17 protein-coding genes are annotated in these 19,293 nt (G+C 70.8%); 8 read left to right on the top strand and 9 right to left on the bottom strand.

Going from position 1 to position 19,293, the window contains the following annotated elements:
* Positions 1 to 214 precede the first annotated feature (214 nt).
* Positions 215 to 862 (top strand): hypothetical protein, encoded by a 648-nt coding sequence (locus ABLE93_RS11955; RefSeq protein WP_348840026.1) that lies wholly within the window; start codon positions 215 to 217, stop codon positions 860 to 862.
* 63 nt (positions 863 to 925) lie between these two features.
* Here the strand turns inward: ABLE93_RS11955 and ABLE93_RS11950 are convergent, their stop codons facing one another.
* The 4 genes from ABLE93_RS11950 to ABLE93_RS11935 all read right to left on the bottom strand — a co-directional run bounded on the left by ABLE93_RS11950 (position 926) and on the right by ABLE93_RS11935 (position 3,981).
* Positions 926 to 1,546, bottom strand: a complete 621-nt coding sequence (locus tag ABLE93_RS11950) for an OmpA family protein (RefSeq protein ID WP_348840025.1) — start codon at positions 1,544 to 1,546, stop codon at positions 926 to 928.
* Positions 1,547 to 1,560: 14 nt separating this feature from the next.
* Positions 1,561 to 1,983 carry a cysteine rich repeat-containing protein gene (locus tag ABLE93_RS11945; protein ID WP_348840024.1) on the bottom strand — a complete coding sequence of 141 codons (423 nt, stop codon included), beginning with the start codon at positions 1,981 to 1,983 and terminating at the stop codon, positions 1,561 to 1,563.
* Between the two features lie 97 nt (positions 1,984 to 2,080).
* Positions 2,081 to 3,484, bottom strand: coding sequence for a multidrug effflux MFS transporter (locus ABLE93_RS11940; RefSeq protein WP_348840023.1), 1,404 nt, complete (start codon positions 3,482 to 3,484; stop codon positions 2,081 to 2,083).
* The gene (locus tag ABLE93_RS11935; RefSeq protein WP_348840022.1) at positions 3,481 to 3,981 is read right to left on the bottom strand and encodes a MarR family winged helix-turn-helix transcriptional regulator; all 501 of its coding nucleotides are present in this window, start codon (positions 3,979 to 3,981) and stop codon (positions 3,481 to 3,483) included. Before ABLE93_RS11935 ends, ABLE93_RS11940 begins: the two co-directional genes overlap by 4 nt.
* Before the next feature lie 97 nt (positions 3,982 to 4,078).
* Here ABLE93_RS11935 and ABLE93_RS11930 point away from each other — a divergent pair, with 97 nt between their 5' ends.
* A complete protein-coding gene (locus tag ABLE93_RS11930) occupies positions 4,079 to 5,203 on the top strand; it encodes a site-2 protease family protein (protein ID WP_348840021.1) in 1,125 nt (374 codons plus the stop codon).
* A gap of 28 nt (positions 5,204 to 5,231) precedes the next feature.
* Here ABLE93_RS11930 and ABLE93_RS11925 read toward each other — a convergent pair whose 3' ends face one another.
* The 3 genes from ABLE93_RS11925 to ABLE93_RS11915 all read right to left on the bottom strand — a co-directional run bounded on the left by ABLE93_RS11925 (position 5,232) and on the right by ABLE93_RS11915 (position 10,541).
* A complete protein-coding gene (locus ABLE93_RS11925) occupies positions 5,232 to 8,159 on the bottom strand; it encodes an HD domain-containing phosphohydrolase (RefSeq protein WP_348840020.1) in 2,928 nt (975 codons plus the stop codon).
* Between the two features lie 253 nt (positions 8,160 to 8,412).
* Positions 8,413 to 9,315 carry an RNA polymerase sigma factor RpoH gene (gene rpoH / locus ABLE93_RS11920; protein ID WP_348840019.1) on the bottom strand — a complete coding sequence of 301 codons (903 nt, stop codon included), beginning with the start codon at positions 9,313 to 9,315 and terminating at the stop codon, positions 8,413 to 8,415.
* Positions 9,316 to 9,458: 143 nt separating this feature from the next.
* Positions 9,459 to 10,541, bottom strand: coding sequence for an RluA family pseudouridine synthase (locus tag ABLE93_RS11915; protein WP_348840017.1), 1,083 nt, complete (start codon positions 10,539 to 10,541; stop codon positions 9,459 to 9,461).
* A gap of 29 nt (positions 10,542 to 10,570) precedes the next feature.
* On the opposite strand from ABLE93_RS11915, the gene ABLE93_RS11910 reads away from it, so the two are divergent.
* Complete coding sequence (locus ABLE93_RS11910; RefSeq protein ID WP_348840016.1) at positions 10,571 to 10,918, top strand: hypothetical protein; 348 nt, start codon at positions 10,571 to 10,573, stop codon at positions 10,916 to 10,918.
* Positions 10,919 to 10,930: 12 nt separating this feature from the next.
* Here ABLE93_RS11910 and ABLE93_RS11905 read toward each other — a convergent pair whose 3' ends face one another.
* Entirely contained in the window at positions 10,931 to 11,602 is a 672-nt protein-coding gene (locus ABLE93_RS11905) for an LON peptidase substrate-binding domain-containing protein (protein WP_348840015.1), read from the bottom strand.
* A 108-nt stretch (positions 11,603 to 11,710) separates the two neighbouring features.
* Positions 11,711 to 12,652, bottom strand: coding sequence for a thioredoxin (trxA, locus tag ABLE93_RS11900; RefSeq protein ID WP_348840014.1), 942 nt, complete (start codon positions 12,650 to 12,652; stop codon positions 11,711 to 11,713).
* Positions 12,653 to 13,024: 372 nt separating this feature from the next.
* Here trxA and smc point away from each other — a divergent pair, with 372 nt between their 5' ends.
* The 5 genes from smc to ABLE93_RS11875 all read left to right on the top strand — a co-directional run bounded on the left by smc (position 13,025) and on the right by ABLE93_RS11875 (position 19,134).
* Positions 13,025 to 16,477, top strand: a complete 3,453-nt coding sequence (gene smc / locus ABLE93_RS11895; RefSeq protein ID WP_348840013.1) for a chromosome segregation protein SMC — start codon at positions 13,025 to 13,027, stop codon at positions 16,475 to 16,477.
* A gap of 244 nt (positions 16,478 to 16,721) precedes the next feature.
* The gene (locus ABLE93_RS11890) at positions 16,722 to 17,105 is read left to right on the top strand and encodes an AtpZ/AtpI family protein (protein WP_348840012.1); all 384 of its coding nucleotides are present in this window, start codon (positions 16,722 to 16,724) and stop codon (positions 17,103 to 17,105) included.
* 180 nt (positions 17,106 to 17,285) lie between these two features.
* Entirely contained in the window at positions 17,286 to 18,038 is a 753-nt protein-coding gene (locus ABLE93_RS11885) for a F0F1 ATP synthase subunit A (RefSeq protein WP_348840011.1), read from the top strand.
* Positions 18,039 to 18,104: 66 nt separating this feature from the next.
* On the top strand, positions 18,105 to 18,332 hold the full coding sequence (locus ABLE93_RS11880) for a F0F1 ATP synthase subunit C (protein WP_348840010.1): 228 nt from the start codon (positions 18,105 to 18,107) through the stop codon (positions 18,330 to 18,332).
* A 76-nt stretch (positions 18,333 to 18,408) separates the two neighbouring features.
* Positions 18,409 to 19,134 carry a F0F1 ATP synthase subunit B gene (locus tag ABLE93_RS11875; protein WP_348840009.1) on the top strand — a complete coding sequence of 242 codons (726 nt, stop codon included), beginning with the start codon at positions 18,409 to 18,411 and terminating at the stop codon, positions 19,132 to 19,134.
* The last annotated feature ends 159 nt before the right edge of the window (positions 19,135 to 19,293 follow it).

The raw sequence follows: 19,293 nt of genomic DNA, 5'->3' as shown, positions 1-19,293 counted from the left end.
GGCACCTTAGGTGCAAGGTTGGACGCAGGTGTGACAGACAGCGACGTGTTCCGCCTTCCGCAGGGACGCCGGTAGAATCGTCATGCCATTGATACTGCGACAAAAATTTGCCGTTAACCAATCCGCAAATTTTCCGGGTGATGCATCACATGCTGGCGAATGTCGTGATTCGACAATGAATTCGGCGCCGGCGCGTAGAATTCGGAGAAGAGTCATGGCCAAGAAGCCGGAAGTGACGAGTGACGAGGTGAGCAGCATTGCCGCGAAGGCCCTGCGGGACCCCGGTAGCCTCACCCACGCCGAGATCAAGTCACTGGCCGCCTCGGCCCTGACGCAGTCTGCCGACAAGCCCAAGGCCGCACCCGCCAAGCCCGCCCCGGCCAAGCCCGCCCCGGCCAAGACCGCGCCGAAGGCAGCTGCGAAGCCCGCCAAGCCGGCGGCCAAGGCCCCCGTCGCCAAGGCGCCGAAGGCGACCGCAGCCAAGGGCCCGGCGCCCAAGGCGGCGGCTCCCGCCAAGGCCGCCAAGAGCGCCGCGCCGAAGGCCGAGCCCGCAAAGCCGGCCGCCAAGGCCCCGAAGGCCGCGGCCAAGGCGCCCGCCAAGACCGCCGCTGCGAAGCCTGCTGCCGCGAAGCCCGCCGTCGCCAAGACGGCCGCTCCGAAGATGGCCGCCCCGAAGACCGCGCCTGCAAAGCCGGCCGCCAAGGCCAGCCCGAAGGCCAAGAGCATGGCGCCCAAGGCGGCCGTGGCGAAGGTCTCCGCCGTGAAGACGGCGCCGGCGCCCGCCAAGATGCCGGCCAAGTCCGCCGCGAAGTCGTCCCCGAAGGCCGCCACCAAGCCGGCGCGGACCAAGAAGACCTCCTGATCGGGTCCTCCAAGGCCGCAGCCGGGCTCCCCCCGCCCGGCTGCGGCGATGGCCCATGTCGGCTCAGGGCGCCAGTACGCCGGTGCTGCCGATGTTGAAGATCTGGACGCGGCGATTGATGGCCGCGTCCGGGTTGCGGGTGTCCTGGAGGGCCTCCTGGCCGAGGCCGACGGATTCCAGCCGCCGGGGATCGACCCGGAAGGTGGTGGCCAGGGCCTGGACCACCGCGTCCGAGCGCTCCTGGCTGAGCTTCATATTGTACTCGCGGGTGCCGGTGGCGTCGGTGTTGCCCACCACGAGGAACTTGTAGCCGAGCAGAACCGGATTGTGCATGGCGTCCGCGATGGCACCGAGGGTGCGGTAGGACGCCGGCTTCACCATCGCGGAATTGAGGTCGAACTCGATCTCCACGTTGATCTGAGCCAGCTGGTCCAGCTGGATGGCGAGCGGCGGCCGGCTCTGCGGCGGGCCGGAATACTGCATGTGCGCCAGCGCCAGGCCCTTGAGGGCTTCGGCCGACACCGTCGGCACGTTGCTCACGGACGCCTGCAGGCCCTGGACGATGGCGCTGTCGGGCGTGAACGCCTGTGCCGCCGCGGGGCTGGTTCCAAACAGGACGGGCGCGGCCGCAATGCCGGCGACGAGAGCCGCGCGCAAGGCGACGGTCGAGAGATGAAGGCTCATGATCGCGTCCCCCTTCACTGCTGGGTGTAGCCGGCGTTGACGAGCGAGGCCGTGCAGGCGCCGCTCACCACCTTGGAAGCCTCCAGCAGGCAGGAGACGATGTTGCCGTCGCCGGGAACGAGCCCGGGGCAGTATTGCGCCCGGTCGCGGTCGCAGACCTTGTAGACTTCCTTCTGCGCGGCGGCGCGCGCCTCGGTCATCTGGCGGATGCCCTCGTGGTTGGCGGCGCAGGCCGGCGAGAGATGGCCGGCATTCTGGGCGAGGCAGGCGTGGATGGCGCCGTTGCCGAGGTTGAGCCCGCGGCAGAGCTTCATGATGTCATCGCCGCAATGCTGCGCCAGGAGGCCGGCGGCCTGAGCGTAGCTCACCGTCTGGGCCTCAGCCTGTCCACCGGCGAGCGCGAGCAGCGCCGCCAGGACGAATCCGACACGTTTCATGTTGTCCCCCATTGCCCGAAGGGTCGGGCGGGGGAATTGACCATCGCCGCTGCCGTCGGGTCAACCGGCACGGCGGAGGGCGCGCCACGGCCGCGCCTCAGGAGGCCCGGCGATAGGTCCCGGCCTCGATCTCGTCGCCGGACGCGCCGACCACGCCGAGCGGGTCCGCCGCCAGTTCCAGATCGGCCGCATCGAGCGCGTCGGTCTGCCGGGCGTCGGTTTCCGGCACCGCCCCGCCGCGGGGGGCGAGCAGGAGATGGGCCGAGAGCGACAGCAGCGCCATGCAGGGCACCAGCATCATCATCGCCATGAGCGGCGAGGGGAACAGGACCGACAGGGAGGTGCCGATGAAGCCGCTGCCGATCTGGAAGAAGCCGGTGAGGGCGGAGGCCGCCCCCGCGATGGGGCCGAAGCCGGCCAGTGCCGCTGTCGTGCAGCCGGGCAGCAGCAAGGCGATGCCGCAGGCCCAGAAGGAGATGGGCACCATCACGCTCGCCGTGGACAGTGGCAGCACCAGCGGCCCGAAGGCGAGGCCGGCCGCCCCGGTCAGCACGAGGCAGAGGCCCGGCAAGATGAGGCTGTGCGCGCTGTAGCGGTTGAGCAGCGGGCGGGCGATGATGGTGCCGGTCATGAAGGCGCCGGTCTGCATCACCATGGCGAGGCCGAAGCCGGTGGGCGACAGCCCCACCCTCTCGATGAGGATGAAGGGCAGGAGCGCCGCCAGCGTGTAGATGCCGCCGAGGCCGAGGCCGGCGGTGAGGGCGGCCCGCATGAAGCCGCGGTCGCGCAGCAGACGGAGGTAGCTCGTGGCGACGCCCTTGGGCGAGGCGAGGCTGCGGTCCGGATTGCGGTTGGTCTCGGGCACCCGCAGCGCCAGCAGCGCGACGAGGACGAGGCCGTAGACGGTCATGGCGATGAAGATGGCGTGCCAGCCCACCGCGCCCAGCAGCAGGCCGCCGAGGGTGGGCGAGATGGCGGGACCGATGGCCAGCATGGTGCCGATGAGGTTCATCACCCGCGCCGAGGCCTGCCCCGTATACTGGTCGCGCACCAGCGCGCGCGACAGCGCGATGCCCGCGGCACAGCCGATTCCCTGCAGGATGCGCCCGGCCACCAGCCACGTGATGGTCGGCGCGAACATGGCGACGAGGCTGCCGCAGAGATAGATGCCGAAGAATCCAAGCGCCACGGGCCGGCGGCCATAGGCATCCGACAGCGGCCCGCAGATCAGCTGCGACAGGGCGAAGCCCAGGAAGAAGACGGTCAGCGTCAGCTTCACGGTGGCGATGCTGGTGCCGAACGCCTCCACCAGCGTCGGCAGGGCCGGCGTGTAGAGCGAGAGGCTGATGGGCCCGAGCATCACCATCATGCCGCCCAGCACCGAAACTTCCCGCTCCGTCATGAGCGGGGTCGGCACCGCGGCGGCGGGCGTGGACGGGGACGCCGCGGCACGGGAAGACGCAGACGCAGCCGGCGGCGCCTCGTGGTCCGGGATCTTCACGCGTTCGCCTCCTGAAGCGCCCCGTCGCGGCTCGCGGGCTCCTTGGGTCCGCAGTCGCGGGCGAGATTGGCGCGCATCCGCTCCAGCAGGTCGCGCAGCAGCCGGCGCTCGTCCTCCGAGAAGCCGGAGGTGGCCTCTTCGCGCGCCCGGCCGGCGGCGATCTCAATGCCGTCGAGATAGGGGCTGGCGGCGGGCGTCAGCACCACGATCTTGGCGCGGCGGTCGCTCGGGTCGGTCTCGCGGGTGACGAGGCCCAGCGCCTCCAGCCGATCGAGGAAGCCGACGAGGGTCATGGGCTCGACGCTCATCTTCTCGGCCAGCGCCGACTGGCGCAGCCCGCGATGCAGATTGATGTGCGCCAGCGCCCGCGCCTCGCCGGAGGTGAGGCCGAGGCCGGCGTGCTCGAACGCCCGGTCGATGCGGGTGCGGTAGAGCCGGGCGGTGTCCACCAGGATGAAGCCGAGCTGCGGCAGGGGCGGGGCTTGGGGGGATATCATAAGGCGACAATATAATAAGCCTACCTTACTATCAAGCCGTCATTGCACCGGCGCCGCGACGGGCTATGACTGGCCGGGCATTCTCGGGAGATCATTGATGCCCTGGTCCGTCACCATCGGCCGGCTCGGCGAAACGGCGATCCGCATCCACGTCACCTTCCTGCTGTTCCTGGTGTGGATCTGGGCGGCCTATTACCGCTCCGGCGGCGCCCAGGCGGCGTGGGAAGGCGTGCTGTTCGTGGCGCTGCTGTTCGCCTGCGTTCTGCTGCACGAGCTCGGCCACGTCTTCGCGGCGCGGCACTACGGCGTGAAGACCCCGGACATCACCCTGTGGCCGTTCGGCGGCATCGCCAATCTGGAGCGCATTCCCGAAAAGCCATCGGAGGAGCTGGTGGTGGCGGTGGCGGGGCCGGCGGTGAACGTGGTGATCGCCCTCATCCTGCTGGTGGTCCTGAGTTTCACCCTCGGCGCCTCGGGCATCAACACCGAGGACCTCGCCAAGATCGAGGACCCCGGCAAGTCGCTGCTGGTGAAGCTCGCCGGCGCCAACATCTTCCTGGTGCTGTTCAACCTCATCCCGGCCTTTCCCATGGACGGCGGACGCGTCCTGCGGGCGCTGCTTGCCATGAACATGGGCTTTGCCCGCGCCACCGCCGTCGCCGCCTCCATCGGCCAGGGCATCGCCATCGGCCTCGGGCTGCTCGGCATCTTCACCAACCCCATGCTGATGATCATAGGCGTCTTCGTGTTCCTCGCCGCCTCGGGCGAGGCCGGCCAGGTGCAGCTGAAGGAGGCCTCGCGCGGGCACATCGTGGCCGACGCCATGATCACCCATTTCGAGACCCTGGGGCCGCAGGCCACCGTGGACGACGCCGCCGACGCCCTGATCCGCTCCACCCAGAAGGAATTCCCCGTGGTCGACGGCGCCGGCCGCCTGCGCGGGGTGCTGACCCGCGACGCCATGATCCGCGCGCTGAAGGACCAGGGACCGCAGACGCCGGTGATCGAGGCCATGCAGGCCGACATCCCCACCGTCGAGGCGCGTTCCAAGCTCGATGCGGCGCTGAAGCTCATCACCAGTGCCGGCGCCCCCGCCGTCGGCGTCACCGATGGCACAGGGCGCCTCGTGGGCCTGCTGACGCCGGAAAATGTGGGCGAGCTGATGATGGTCCACGTGGCGCGCGGCGCCCGCGAGAAGCCCAAGACCGGCCTCGCCGGCTGAGCCGCGCGCACCGCCCCCTCGCGCCGCCTCAGGCGGCGGGGGCGGCCCGCTGCGCATCGGGCAGAAGGGCGAGGAGGGCGGCGACGTCCACGTCGTCGCGCTGCTCGTCCTTCAGGAAGCCCTCGGCATAGGTGTCCCACAGCCCGCTGGTGAGGAAATAGCGGAACACCTCCGGGTCGAGATGCCCCTCGCGGCACATGAAGGCCATGATCTTCAGCGACTGCGACAGGGTCTTGGCCGGCTTGTAGGGCCTGTCCGCCGCGGTCAGCGCCTCGAACACGTCGGCCAGCGCCATCACCCGCTCCTCGATGCTGAGGCTCGCCCCCGGCAGGCGGCGTGGATAGCCCGCCCCGTCCATCCGCTCGTGATGGGTCGCCGCGATCTCCGGCACCCGTGCCAGATGCGCCGGCCACGGCAGGCTCTTGAGCATCACGTAGGTCTCCACCACGTGCTCGTTGATCTTGAAGCGCTCCTCGTCGCTCAGCGTGCCGCGGCGGATGGAGAGGTTGTAGATCTCGCCCAGATTCGCCTGATGCGCCGGCAGCTTCATGTCGAAGCCGAAGACGTTGTCCGGGTCGCCGGGCTCCACCGGCGGGCGGCGGCCGAACCACGGCGCCACATGCTCGGGCCGGTCGGCCAGAAGCTTCTCCTCCACCGGCAGCGGATCGCGGGGCAGGCCGGCGAGGCGGCGCTCCTCGTCCAGCGAGAGGCCGATCCGGTCGTCGAAATGGCGCTGCCACGTGCGCCCGGCCACGGCCTTCAGGCGGGCGATGGCCTCGTCCGTCATGAACTCGCCGCCGATGTTGCAGGCGGCGACGAAGGCGAAGTCGTCGAAGAGCTCGGCCCGCTCGGCCGCCATGCGGGCCTGCGAGGCCTCCAGCTCCGCGCCGTCGGCGACGCGCTTGAGATGGGCGATCTCGGCGTCGCGCCACAGGACCTCGAAGCGCGTGCGCACCTCGTGGATGCGATTGTGGATGGCCTCGAGCTTCGTCGCCTTGTCGATGACGTGCTCCGGGCTCGTGACCTTGCCGCAATCGTGCAGCCAGGCGCCGAGGTGGAAGGCGTAGCGCTCCTCCTCGCGCAGGCGGAAGTCGCGGTAGGGCCCGTCGGTCTCCTGCGCCATGCGGTCGACGATCATCGTGGCGAGCTGGGGCACGCGCCGGCAGTGGCCGCCGGTGTAGGGGCTCTTGGCGTCGATGGCATCGGCGAGCAGCAGGATGAAGCTGTCGAGCAGCTTCTTCTGTCCCTCGATCAGGGTCCGCGTCTCGATGGAGGAGGACAGCGCGCCCGACAGCTTCTCGGCAAAGGCGCGGAATTCGTCGCCGCGATGGGAATCGTCCTGCGGATGTTCGAGGATCAGAAGGCCGATGGGCATCTGCTGGCGGCTGGTGAGCGCCAGCACCAGCTGGCCTGTCCCCTCGGCCGGGCCATGGATGCCGGCATGACCGGGGCCGAAGGCAGCGGGCGTCAGCGTCTCGGGGAAGCCTCCTGCCGCCTCCACCGCGCCTGCGCGCCCGCCGGTCGCCACGGCGGCGCGGTGGAGCGCCCCGCCGCCGGCCTCCATCAGATAGACCGCGCCGCGGCTGCAGCCGGTGGCCGCCACGGTCTGCTGGAGCACCTTCTCCAGCATGCGGTCGAGGCCCGGTTCGCTGCCGATGGTCTGGGCCGTGGTGAGGAAATTCTCGATGGTCACGCAGACTTCGCCGAGCACCTCCTCCAGCCGGCGAATCTCGCGGATGGGCGAGCGGCCCTGGGTGGGCAGGCCGAAATCGAACCGTGTCAGCCGCTCCGCCTGCGCGGTCAGCTTGGCGAGGCTGAGCCCGAGGCGATGGCCGCCGAACCAGCCGGCGAACAGCAGCAGCGCCACCAGGCCCAGCGTCCACCACACCTGTCGGGCGATGCCGGAGCGGATGGCGGCGAGCAGGTCGCTGTCCGGCGCCGCCATGAGCAGCCGCAGGTCCCGGCCGGGAAACGACTTGAGGGGAATGGCGACCCCGAACCAGGTCTGGCCGTTCACGTCGAGACCGGTGGCGTCGCCCAATGGGGCCCCGCTGCGCTCCAGCGCCGTGAGCGCGGGCACGCCCAGATCGGCGAGCTTGGTCAAGGCGATCTCGTTGCCGATGCGCCGGTAGGTGCGCGCCAGATCGGTATAGGCATAAGCGTAGCCGTCGGCACCGACGATGGCGAGTTCCGAGCCGGGCGTGAGCTTCAGACCGTCGAGCTGGCCGCCGAGATCGGAGAGATCCACGTCGAGGCCGATGACCGCGTCGTTCTCCACCGCCCGCGCGCTCAGCGTCACGCCGGTCTGGCGGGTGGTGTAGAAGACGTAGGGGGCGGTGAGCTGCACGCCGGAGTTCGCCAGCGCGTCGCGATACCAGGACCGGCTCCGTGCATCGAAGTCGTAGCCCGGCAGCGCGCGCTCGCCGAGGAGCTTGAGGTCGCCATCGTAGAAGCGCCACGCCGCGCCGCGGTCGGCGCCGGCCCCCGCCCGGTCGATGCTCTGCACCAGAAAGGCCGAGCCATCGGGGGCATCCAGGGTGCTGCGCGCCGCCGGTGTCCGCAGCGCGCGCATGAGCAGGAAGTCGCCGTTGGGATAGCCCACGTAGACGGCGGACAGCACGGGAATGGCCGAGAGCACGTCCGCCATCACCGGAAGGCGCTGGCTGGGGTCCACGAGGTCGGGCTGGCTCACCAGCGGGTCGCGGGCGAGATAGCGCAGCGTCACGGTGGCCGGGGCGAGGAGGCGCTGGACCTTCTCGTCGATCAGCCGCCCCATGGCCAAGGTGGTCTCGCGGGCGGAATGCAGCAGGGCGGTGCGCGCCGCCTGCCAGCCTTGCCACATGAGCACGGCCGCCAGCAGGGCCATGGAGGCGACCACCGTCGCGGCGGTCAAAAGCGAAAGCGACACCACCGGCGCGCGCACGGAGACGGGGCGTTGCTGCGACTCGACCGTCATACGCCGAACCCCCACCGCACGACCCGCCGGCGGACAGCCGGCGCCCGCAACCCGCCGGCTCGGCGGATGCGGGATCTTCAGCAGCGGAGAGGTCCACGCGGGGAGGAATCACCGTGCCGGCCGCGTCGACTCGACGCAGGCGAGGGGCATGCTACAGCCGGAACGACGGCTTTTGGAAGCCGGCCAACACCCTGTCCGGCGGGGCTTTTCGCGCGGTCTTGACGGCGGCGGAACCGTCGCCGACCGGGCTACCTCAGGCGGACACCGCCTCGGGCTTCGGCGCCTCGATCTGGCGCACCTTGTCCATCACCGCCTTCTGCACCTTCTCGAAGGCGCGCACCTCGATCTGGCGCACGCGCTCGCGGGAGACGCCGAATTCGGCGGCGAGGTCCTCCAGAGTCATGGGGTCGTCGGACAGACGGCGCGCCTCGAAGATGCGGCGCTCGCGGTCGTTCAGCACAGAGAGGGCTCCGGACAGGGCCGAGCGGCGGTTGTCCAGCTCCTCGCTCTCGGCGAGCTGCTCCTCCTGGTCGAGGCGCTCGTCCACCAGCCAGTCCTGCCACTCGCCGCCCTCCGACTCCTCGCGGATCGGGGCGTTGAGGGAGGCGTCGCCCGACAGGCGGCGGTTCATGTCCACCACGTCCTGCTCGGTGACGCCGAGCTTGGTGGCGATCTGCTGCACCTGGTCGGGGCGCAGGTCGCCGTCCTCCAGCGCGGAGATCTGGCTCTTGGCCTTGCGCAGGTTGAAGAACAGCTTCTTCTGCGCCGCCGTGGTGCCCATCTTCACGAGGCTCCACGAGCGCAGGATGTATTCCTGGATGGAGGCGCGGATCCACCACATGGCATAGGTGGCGAGGCGGAAGCCCTTCTCGGGCTCGAACCGCTTCACCGCCTGCATGAGGCCCACGTTGCCTTCGGAGATCACCTCGGAAATCGGCAGGCCATAACCGCGGTATCCCATGGCGATCTTCGCCACGAGACGCAGATGGCTCGTCACCAGCTTGTGAGCGGCATCGCGGTCGCCGTGCTCGCGCCAGCTCTTGGCGAGCATATATTCCTCTTGCGGCTCCAGCATGGGAAACCGCCGGATCTCTTCCAGATACCGCGACAGCCCGCCCTCGGCGGAGGGAATGGGCATGGACTTATGCTGGGCCATGACGAGGCCTCCTTCTCCCGCGGCCCCCATCCGGGCAGCCGCCTCGCGGCCGCATGACGCCGACCGCGACGCATGATGATATAGATACGAACGGAACGCGGATAGGTTTCATCCTCTCACGTCGACGCGAGAGGCGTTTGCATCTATGCACGCCCGCCGAGCGCCGCCGCGAGGGTCGCAAGGTCTTGCGGCAGCTCGCTTTCAAACGAAAGCGTATCCCCCGTCACCGGATGGGCGAAGCCAAGGCGCGCGGCGTGCAGCGCCTGCCGGCCGAGCTTGGCCAGCCGCACCCGGGCGGCTTCCGGCAGCAGCGAGACCTTGGTCCGGAACCCCTGGCCATAGACCTCGTCGCCCAGCAGCGGATGGCCCGCATGGGCCATGTGGACGCGGATCTGGTGGGTCCGCCCGGTCTCCAGGCGACACTCCACGAGGCTCGCCACCTCGCTCCCGGTGTGGCCGGTGAAGGTCTCCTGCACCTCCCAATGGGTCACGGCGGCGCGGCCCGAGGCGCGCACCGCCATCTTCTGGCGGTGGGTGGCGTGGCGGTCGATGGGCGCATCCACCTTGCCCCGCACCTCCGGCACGCCCCAGACGAAGGCCAGATAGGCGCGCTCCAGCGGGCCGGTGCGGCCGTGGTCGGCGAACTGGGCGGCGAGGCCCTTGTGGGCGGCGTCGGACTTGGCCACCACCAGCAGGCCCGACGTGTCCTTGTCGAGGCGATGGACGATGCCCGGCCGGCGCACCCCGCCGATGCCCGAGAGGGTGTCGCCGCAATGGTGCAGCAGCGCATTCACCAGCGTCCCCGAGGCGTGCCCGGGCGCCGGGTGCACCACCAGCCCGGCCGGCTTGTCGATGACGATGAGGTGGGCGTCCTCGAAGACCACGTGGAGCGGCAGGTCCTGCGGCACCGGCGCGGCGGGCTCCGGCGCCGGCAGCACCAAAGTGTAGACGTCTCCGGCATTGACCCGGCTGGCCGCGTCCCCTACCACACCGGCGCTGCCGGACACCCGGCCTTCCGCAACGAGACGCTGGATGCGGGTGCGGCTCAGGTCCGGGGCGAGGCGGGCGAGCACGCGGTCAAGCCGCGCGCCGGCGTCCTCCGGCGCGACGGCAAGGGTGAGGACCGCGCCCGAGGCGTCGTCCTCGATGTCGTCGAGGCCGGCAGGGTCGATATCGGAAACGTCTTGTCCGGTCCCGTCGGCAGCAGCGGTCGTCGTTGCGTTCATACCCGTCCTGTCAGGAGCTAAAGGCCCCGATGTTCCTTCGCCCGCCCCCCACCGATGCCCCGGACGAGGCGCTGACGCCGGAGCAGGAACGCATCATCCGCAAGTTCCGCCAGTTCTCCAGCGTTTCCATCCTGGTGATGGTGCTGGGCATGGCCGCCGTGTTCGGCGTCATCGGCTACCGCATGCTGCGGGCGAAGCCGCTGGCCACCGGCGAGATGACCGCCCTTCTGCCCAAGGGCGCCCGCATTCTCTCGACGGCGGTCTCCGGAGAGGTGGTGGTGGTCACGCTGGAGGTCAATGGCGCCACGGAGCTGCGCACCTTCGACGCCCGCACGCTCGCGCCGGCGGGCCGCCTGCGCTTCGCCATCGAGCCCTGAACCGCGGCGATCCTACTGCAGCGAGCCCTCGCCGTCTCCCGGCATGCGGGCCAGCATCATCTGGGTGATGGCCACCAGCATGTCGGCGCGGGCCTTGAGATTCTCCGCCTCCAGCAGCGCCTGCTTCTCCAGCGCGCCATAAGGCGACATCACCGAGAGGGCATTCACCAGCGTCTCGGTGCCGGCCTGGCGAATTCCGTCCCAGTCCGCCTCCAGCTTGTTGGCGTCGAGGAAGGCGGCGAGCGCCGAGAGCACCGCCTCGCGGTCCACCTCGCCCTCCCCGGCCGCCGCCTCGAAATCCTCGGTGAATTCCGACACGTCGATGCGGAACTGGCGGTACGGCGTGGTGACCGACATCTCCTCGATGATGCGGAAGCGGCAGATGCCGCTGAGGGTGATGAGATAGCGGCCGTCCCCGGTCTCGCCGAACTGGGTGAGGCGGCCGAGGCAGCCCACCTGATAGACCGCCGGCCCGCGGGAGGAGTCGCCCGCGGCCTCGTCGGGCTGGACCATGCCGATCAGCCGCGCGCCGCCGATGGCGTCGTCCACCATGGCGAGGTAGCGCGGCTCGAAGATGTTCAGCGGCAGCTCGGCGCGGGGCAGCAGGAGCGCGCCCGCCAGCGGGAACACGGGGACCACCGGCGGAACTTCCGTCGGCGACAAATAGGTGCGGTTGGCGGCCACGGGTCAATCCTCTTCGCGCGTCCCGGCGAAGGAAGCCTTCGCGAGCGGGACGCATAACGTCCTGAAACCTTCGGGTCGCAGCTCCGCGGCGGAGGCGGGATGCGCCCCTCAGGCGAACATGATTGCGGACAATTTCTTACGGCCTGAAATGGTGAGCGGATCGGTGGGACCCCACGCCTCGAACAATTGCACGAGCTGCTTGCGCGCCGCGTCCTCGTTCCAGGCGCGGTCGCGCTTGACGATGTCGAGCAGGTGGATGAGCGCGTCCTCGCGCTTGCCGCGCGCATTCAGCCCGAGGGCGAAATCGAAGCGGGCCTGATGATCCGCGGGGTCGAGGTCGAGCCGCGCCTGCAGCGTCGCGAGGTCGCCCAGCGCCGCCGCCTGCTCCGCTACGTCCAGCGCCGCACGCGCGGCCGCCACCGCCGGGTCGTTGGCCTTGTCGGCCGGGGCGAGGGCGAGGGTCGCCTTCGCCTGCTCCAGCGCGCCGGCCGCGACCTGGGTGCGCACGAGGCCGGAGAGGGCCTTGAGATTGTCCTGCTCCTCGCCGAGCACGCCGGCGAAGATCTCCCCCGCGGTCACGAGGTCGCCCTGCGCCAGCGCGCCCTCGGCGGCCGCCAGGGCTTCTTCCAGCCCATCGCCGCCGGGTCCCACCAGACGGTCGATGAAGGCCTTCACCTGGCCTTCCGGCAGCGCGCCCATGAAGCCGTCCACCGGCTGGCCGTTGACGAAGGCGTAGACGGTGGGCACCGACTGGATGCCGAGCTTGCCGGGGATGACCGGGTGGTCGTCGATGTTCAGCTTGGCGAGGCGCACCTTGCCCTTGGCCGCCTTCACCGCCTTCTCGATCACCGGCGTGAGGGTCTTGCAGGGGCCGCACCAGGGCGCCCAGAAGTCCACGAGCACCGGCCGGCGCTTCGATTCCTCCATCACGTCGGCCATGAAGGTCTGGGTGGTGGTCTCGATGATGTCGCCGCCGGGCGCGCCGGTGCCGGCATTCGCCCCCGCGCCGTTGGCCCCCGCAGTTTTGGCCCCGCCCTGATTCAGCAGCATCTGTCGCAATCCCCGAAAATTCCGCCCCGGCCCCGCCGCGTGTCGCGCCGTGCGGGCGCCCCTCCCGGGCCGGGCAGCCTCTAAGATGGGTCGTCGCCGCGCGCATGCAATCGGTATCGCCCGCCTTCTACTCCTTTCGCGCCGCGAAGGTAAGGCAGGGCGGGGGCCCGAAGCCCCCGCCGACCCTGCATCTCCGGCGCCAGCCAGTCCCTCTGCAACCTGAGGGCGCAGACGAATCGCCGCTCCCGCCCGCGCCGGTCGGAACCCCCTGTGGATCGTTGCGCGGGAATGGCTTGCGCCGGGGCGCACGGGCATGCACGCTCATGTGATGACGCGTTCCACCGCACCGACCGCAACGATCGCACCACCGGCATGAAGTTCGACCGCCTGCGGCTCGTGGGCTTCAAGACCTTCGTCGAGCCGACCGATCTTCTGATCGAGCCGGGGCTAACCGGCGTCGTCGGGCCGAACGGGTGCGGCAAGTCCAACCTCGTCGAGGCGCTGCGCTGGGTGATGGGCGAAAGCTCGTACAAGGCCATGCGCGCCAACGACATGGAGGACGTGATCTTCTCCGGCACCACCGGCCGGCCGGCGCGCAACTCCGCCGAGGTGGTGCTGCATCTCGACAATTCCGACCGCACCGCCCCTGCCGCCTTCAACGAGTGGGACCAGCTGGAGATCGTCCGCCGCATCGAGCGCGGCTCGGGATCGAGCTACCGCATCAACGGCAAGGACGTGCGCGCCCGCGACGTGCAGCTCATCTTCGCCGACGCCTCCACCGGCGCCCGCTCCCCTGCTCTGGTGCGGCAGGGGCAGATCGGCGAGATCGTCGGCGCCAAGCCCAACGCCCGCCGCCGCATCCTTGAGGAAGCCGCCGGCGTCGCCGGCCTGCACGCCCGCCGGCACGAGGCGGAGACGCGGCTGAAGGCGGCCGAGCAGAACCTGTTGCGGCTGGAAGACGTCATCACCCAGCTGGGCACCCAGGTGGACGGGCTGCGCCGCCAGTCGCGCCAGACCGTGCGCTACAAGTCGCTGGCCGCCGAGATCCGCCAGTGCGAGGCCACCCTGCTGTGGCTGCGCTGGGAAGAGGTGGTGCGGGCACTGGCGGAAGCCGAGCAGGCGGTGGAGGCCTCCAAGCGCGAGGGCGCCGAGCACACCCGCCTCCAGGCCGAGGCCGCCCGCCTCCAGGCGCTCGCCGCCCACGCGCTGCCGCCGCTGCGGCAGGGCGAGGCGGAGGCCGCCGCCGCCCTCCAGCGCCTCGCCCACGCCCGCACCGAGCTCGACGCCGAAGAAGCGCGCCTTGCCGCCCGCAAGGAGGAGCTGGAGCGCCGCCTCGCCCAGCTGGCGCAGGACACCGAGCGCGAGCAGGCGCTCTCCGCCGATGCCGAGGGGGTGCTGGAGCGCCTCGCGGGCGAGGCGGAAAACCTGCGCTTCGAGCAGGAGGAGGCGGCCGAACGCGAGGCCATGGCCGCCGACCGGCTGGAGGAGGCCGCGGCCCATCTGGAGGAGGCCGAACGGGCACTGGAAGAGAAGACCGCGCAATTTGCCGATCTCGGCGCCCGGCGCGCCTCGCTGGAGCAGCTTCTGCGCGAAACCCGCGACCGGCTGGTGCGCAACGCGGCCGAGCGGGCCTCGGTGGAGGCGGAGGAGCATCGCCTGAAGCAGCAGGCCGGCACCGACGCGCTGGAAAGCCTGCGACTGGAGGCGGAGGCCGCCCGCGAGGCGCTCGCCGAGGCCGAGGAGGCGAGCATCGACGCCGAGGTCGCCCACACCCTCGCTCGCCGCGCCATCGAGGAGTTGCGCCCCGCCCTCGCCGAGGCTCAGGGCCGCTTCGGCCGGCTCGACACCGAGGCGCGCACCCTCGCCAAGGTGCTGCAATCCAGCGACACGCGCTTTCCCCCGGTGGCGGACCTCGTCACCGTCGCCAAGGGCTACGAGACGGCGCTGGGCGCCGCCCTGGGGGACGATCTCGACCTTCCGGTGGATGGCGCCGCCCCCGCCCGCTGGGCGGGCGCTGCCCCCGACCCCTCCGATCCAGCCCTGCCCGAGGGCGCCGAGCCCCTGTCGCGCTTTGTCTCCGGCGCGCCGGCCCTGGCGCGCCGCCTCGCCCAGGTGGGCATCGTGGCACGGGAGGCGGGACAGCGCCTCGCGACGCGGCTGAAGGCGGGGCAGCGGCTGGTGTCCGCCGAGGGCGACCTGTGGCGCTGGGACGGCGTCGTCGCCGCCGCCGACGCGCCCACCGCCGCCGCCCGCCGCCTCGCCGAGCGCAACCGCCTCGCCGACATCGAGGCCGAGGCCGCGCTGGCGGAAGCCCATCTCGACGAGGTGCGCGCCAGTCTCGCCGAGCGCGAAAGCGCGCTGCGCCAGGCGGGCGAGGCGGAGAACGCCGCCCGCGAGGCCCGCCGCACCGCCCAGCGCACCGCCGAGGCGAGCCGTGCCACCCTGGAAGCCGCCGAGCGCCGCGCCGCCCAGCATCTCGCCCGCCTCTCGGCCCTGGCGGAGGCGCGCGCGCGCCTCGCCGCCGTGCGCGAGGAGACCGAGGCCGCCCAGGCCGAGGCCCAGCGCCAGCTCGCCGCCCTCGACACGCCGCAGGTGCTGGAAGCCGACCTCGCCCGCGCCCGCGCCGAAACTGCGGAACGCCGCGCCGCGTCCGCCGAGGCCCGCGCCCGCCTCGATGCCCTGCGCCGCGACGCCGGCCAGCGCCTGCGCCGGCTGGAGGCCATCGCCGCCGAGGAGCGCTCGTGGCGGCTGCGCGCCGGCGGTGCCGGAGACCGGCTCGCCGCCATCGCCGCCCGCGCCGGGGAGGCCCGCACCGAGCTCGCCGACATCGAGGACGCGCCCTCCGAATTCATCCGCCGCCGCCGCGCGCTGATGAATGCGCTGGAGGAGGCGGAGGCCGCCCGCCGTGCCGCCGCCGATCGCCTCGCGGAGGGGGAGGAGGCCCTCGCCAGCGCCGACCGGGCCGCCCGCGACGCGCTGGAAGCCATGTCCGGCGCCCGCGCCGAGGCCGCCCGCGCCGAGGCCCGGCTGGACGCCGCCCGCCAGCGCCGCGACGACCTCCAGCGCGAGATCGCCGACAGTCTCGACGGCCCGCCCGACCTCGCCCGCGAGCAGGCGGGCCTCGTGGCGGGCGCGCCGCCGCCCGACGTCGCCGCCATCGAGGCGACGCTGGAGCGGGCGAAGCGCGACCGCGAGCGACTTGGCGCGGTGAACCTGCGCGCCGACGTGGAGCTGGAGGAGGCGGAAGCCCAGCACACCCGCCTGACCACCGAGCGCGACGACCTCAACGAGGCGATCCGGCGCCTGCGCGCCGCCATCCAGAGCCTCAACCGCGAGGCGCGCGAGCGCCTCCAGGCGTCCTTCGTCGTGGTGGACGGGCATTTCCGCAAGCTGTTCGACACGCTATTCGGCGGCGGCGAGGCGCAACTGGTGCTGACCGATGCGGACGACCCGCTGGAGGCCGGCCTCGACATCATCGCCAAGCCGCCGGGCAAGAAGCCGCAGACCCTCTCCCTGCTCTCCGGCGGCGAGCAGGCGCTGACCGCCATGGCGCTGATCTTCGCCGTCTTCCTCACCAACCCCGCGCCCATCTGCGTGCTGGACGAGGTGGACGCGCCCCTCGACGACGCCAATGTGGAGCGCTTCTGCACCCTGCTCGAGGAAATGACGCGCCTCACCGACACGCGCTTCCTCACCATCACCCACAATCCCATCACCATGGCGCACCAGGACCGCCTGTTCGGTGTGACCATGGCGGAGCGTGGCATCTCCCGCCTCGTCTCGGTGGATCTGCAGAGCGCCGAGCGGCTGCGCGAAGCGGTCTAGAGGCGGCGCGCGACCCCATCCGGGCACCGGCGAACAGGGCGGGTGCGAGGGGTGGGGGGCGTCGTTCGGGAAGGCGGCGTGCAAAGACGGCGAAGCACGATGTCGCAGCCTTATTTTTCCGCTTTATTTTCAATTATTTACTATGCACTCGCCCTGCCTTGACACCCAATTTTGACGCAACTATGGTGCGCCGCGGTTCGAGGGGGAGGACTGCCGTCCTTCACCAGAGCCAGGAACTTGCGCCATGCCCGGACCTGAAGATACCTCCACGGGGGGCTCGCACGGACCGGGCGGGGCGGAAGGCGCCAGGCCCAGCGATACCGAGCTCTCCGCAAGGCTTGAGCGGCTCGACTCCTCGTTGGGCCAGGTGCGCGCGAAGGCCGAGGTGGCGGCCCCGAAGGGACCGGACACCTCGTCGAAGTCGGGCGTCGCGCTTGCCTTCCGGCTGGGTGCAGAATTCGTGTCGGGCGTTCTGGTGGGCTCCCTCATCGGCTACGGCGTCGACTATCTCTTCTCGATCACGCCTTTCGGGCTGATCGTCTTCACGCTGCTCGGCTTCGCCGCAGGCGTGCTGAACATGCTGCGGGCCTCCGGCGAAGGCCGGAAGAAAACCCCGCACGGCTCCTGACGGGCGCTGCGGCCGGCCAAGGCCGGCGGCGCGGCGGGAGCGCAAGGTTTTCCGGCAGCCCTTCCCGGCTGCCGCCGATTTGCGGGCGGGCCGTCTGGTTCGCCGGTTGAGACATTTGGCGGCTTCGGCCGTGTTCTGGGGTTCAGCGGCCGAGGCCGCGATGGCAGGGGGCGTGTTCGGATGACCGTCGATCCGATCCACCAGTTCGAGATCAAGCGCTACGTGGATCTGCTGAACTTCAGCAGCGTCCAGTTCTCGTTCACGAATGCCGCCATGTTCATGTTCGGCATCGTGGCGATCATCTTCTTCTTCCTCACCTATGCCACCCGCGGCCGCACCCTGGTGCCGGGCCGGGCGCAGTCGGCGGCGGAGATGAGCTACGAGTTCATCGCCAAGATGGTGCGCGACAGCGCCGGCAACCAGGGCATGGTGTTCTTCCCCCTGGTGTTCTCGCTGTTCATGTTCGTGCTCGTGGCCAACGTGGTCGGCCTCATCCCCTACACCTTCACGGTGACCGCCCACCTCGTCGTCACCGCGGCGCTGGCGCTGCTGGTGATCGGCACGGTCATCGTCTACGGCTTCGTCAAGCACGGCACCCACTTCCTGCACCTGTTCGTGCCGTCGGGCGTGCCGGGCTTCCTCCTGCCCTTCCTGGTGGTGATCGAGGTGGTGTCCTTCCTCTCCCGCCCCATCAGCCTGTCGCTGCGTCTGTTCGCCAACATGCTGGCCGGCCATATCGCGCTGAAGGTGTTCGCCTTCTTCGTGGTGGGCCTGGCCTCGGCCGGCGTGGTGGGCTGGTTCGGCGCGACCCTGCCCTTCGCCATGATCGTGGCGCTCACCGCGCTGGAGCTTCTGGTGGCGGTGCTGCAGGCCTACGTCTTCGCGGTTCTCACCTCGATCTACCTCAACGACGCGATCCACCCGGGTCACTGACACCGGTCTCACCCGGGATCGCATCCAAGGTCCCACCAACACAACGCGTTCTCAAGGAGCAGTCCTATGGATCCCGCAGCTGGTAAGTTCATCGGTGCCGGTCTCGCCTCGCTCGGCATGGGCCTCGCCGCCATCGGCGTCGGCAACATCTTCGGCAACTTCCTGGCGGGCGCCCTGCGCAATCCGTCGGCGGCCGATGGCCAGTTCGCCCGCGCGTTCATCGGCGCGGCGCTCGCGGAAGGTCTCGGCATCTTCGCGCTCGTCGTCGCGCTCGTGCTCCTGTTCGTGGCCTGATCGGCCTTAACGGACAAGGTTCCCCGGGCGCGCGGCGCCCGGGTGCGGAAATGACAGGTGCGAAGGCGGGCAAGCCATGATGAAGTCGTGGAAAATGACTGTCGCGCTGGCGTTCGCGGGTGCCGTCCTGATGGGCGCTCCCGTGTCGGCAGCGAGCGATCCCGCCGCGCAGGCGGTGGTGGTCGCGCAGGCCGCTCCGCCCACCGGCACCGCCGGCCAGGGCACCCACGAGGCTGCCCACCCCACGCCGGCCACCGGGGCTGCTCATGCCGCCGCCGAGGCCGGTCATGGCGAGAAGGCCCACTTCCCGCCCTTCGACGCCACCACCTTCGCCTCCCAGCTGCTGTGGCTCGCCCTCAGCTTCGGCCTCCTCTACATGCTGATGAGCCGCATCGCGCTGCCGCGCATCGGCCGCATCCTGGAAGAGCGCCACGACCGCATCGCCGACGACCTCGAGGAAGCGGCCAAGCACAAGGCCGAGAGCGAGGCCGCCCAGGTCGCCTATGAGAAGGCCCTGAACGAGGCCCGCGCCAAGGCGAATTCTATCGCCGGCGAGACCCGCAACCGCCTCGCCGCCGATTCGGACGCCAACCGCAAGGCCCTCGAGGCCCAGCTGTCGGCCAAGCTCGCCGACGCCGAAGGCCGCATCGCCTCCACCAAGTCCGAGGCGCTGACCCATGTGCGCGGCATCGCCGTGGACGCCACTGGTACCATCGTCTCCACCCTGATCGGCACCGCGCCGGCCCAGGGCGAGCTGGAGCAGGCGGTCGACACCGCCCTGACCCGCAAGGACGCGGCCTGAGCACCCCGGCTGTCCCTTCGGGCGGCCGCGCAAGATTGGTCCCGGCGACCCCGGGACCCGCACTGACGAACGACGGCGCGGCCGGGCCGCTGCCCGAGACACCAACAGGACGGGCGCATTCGCGCCATCCCCGGCCCCGCGGCCGCCGACGGATCTGAG

The sequence above is a fragment of the Xanthobacter pollutisoli genome (assembly GCF_040044995.1).
Taxonomy (GTDB): Bacteria; Pseudomonadota; Alphaproteobacteria; order Rhizobiales; family Xanthobacteraceae; genus Xanthobacter.
The sequence above is the reverse complement of the archived record's forward strand: the minus strand, read 5'-3'. Positions and strand labels throughout refer to the sequence as shown.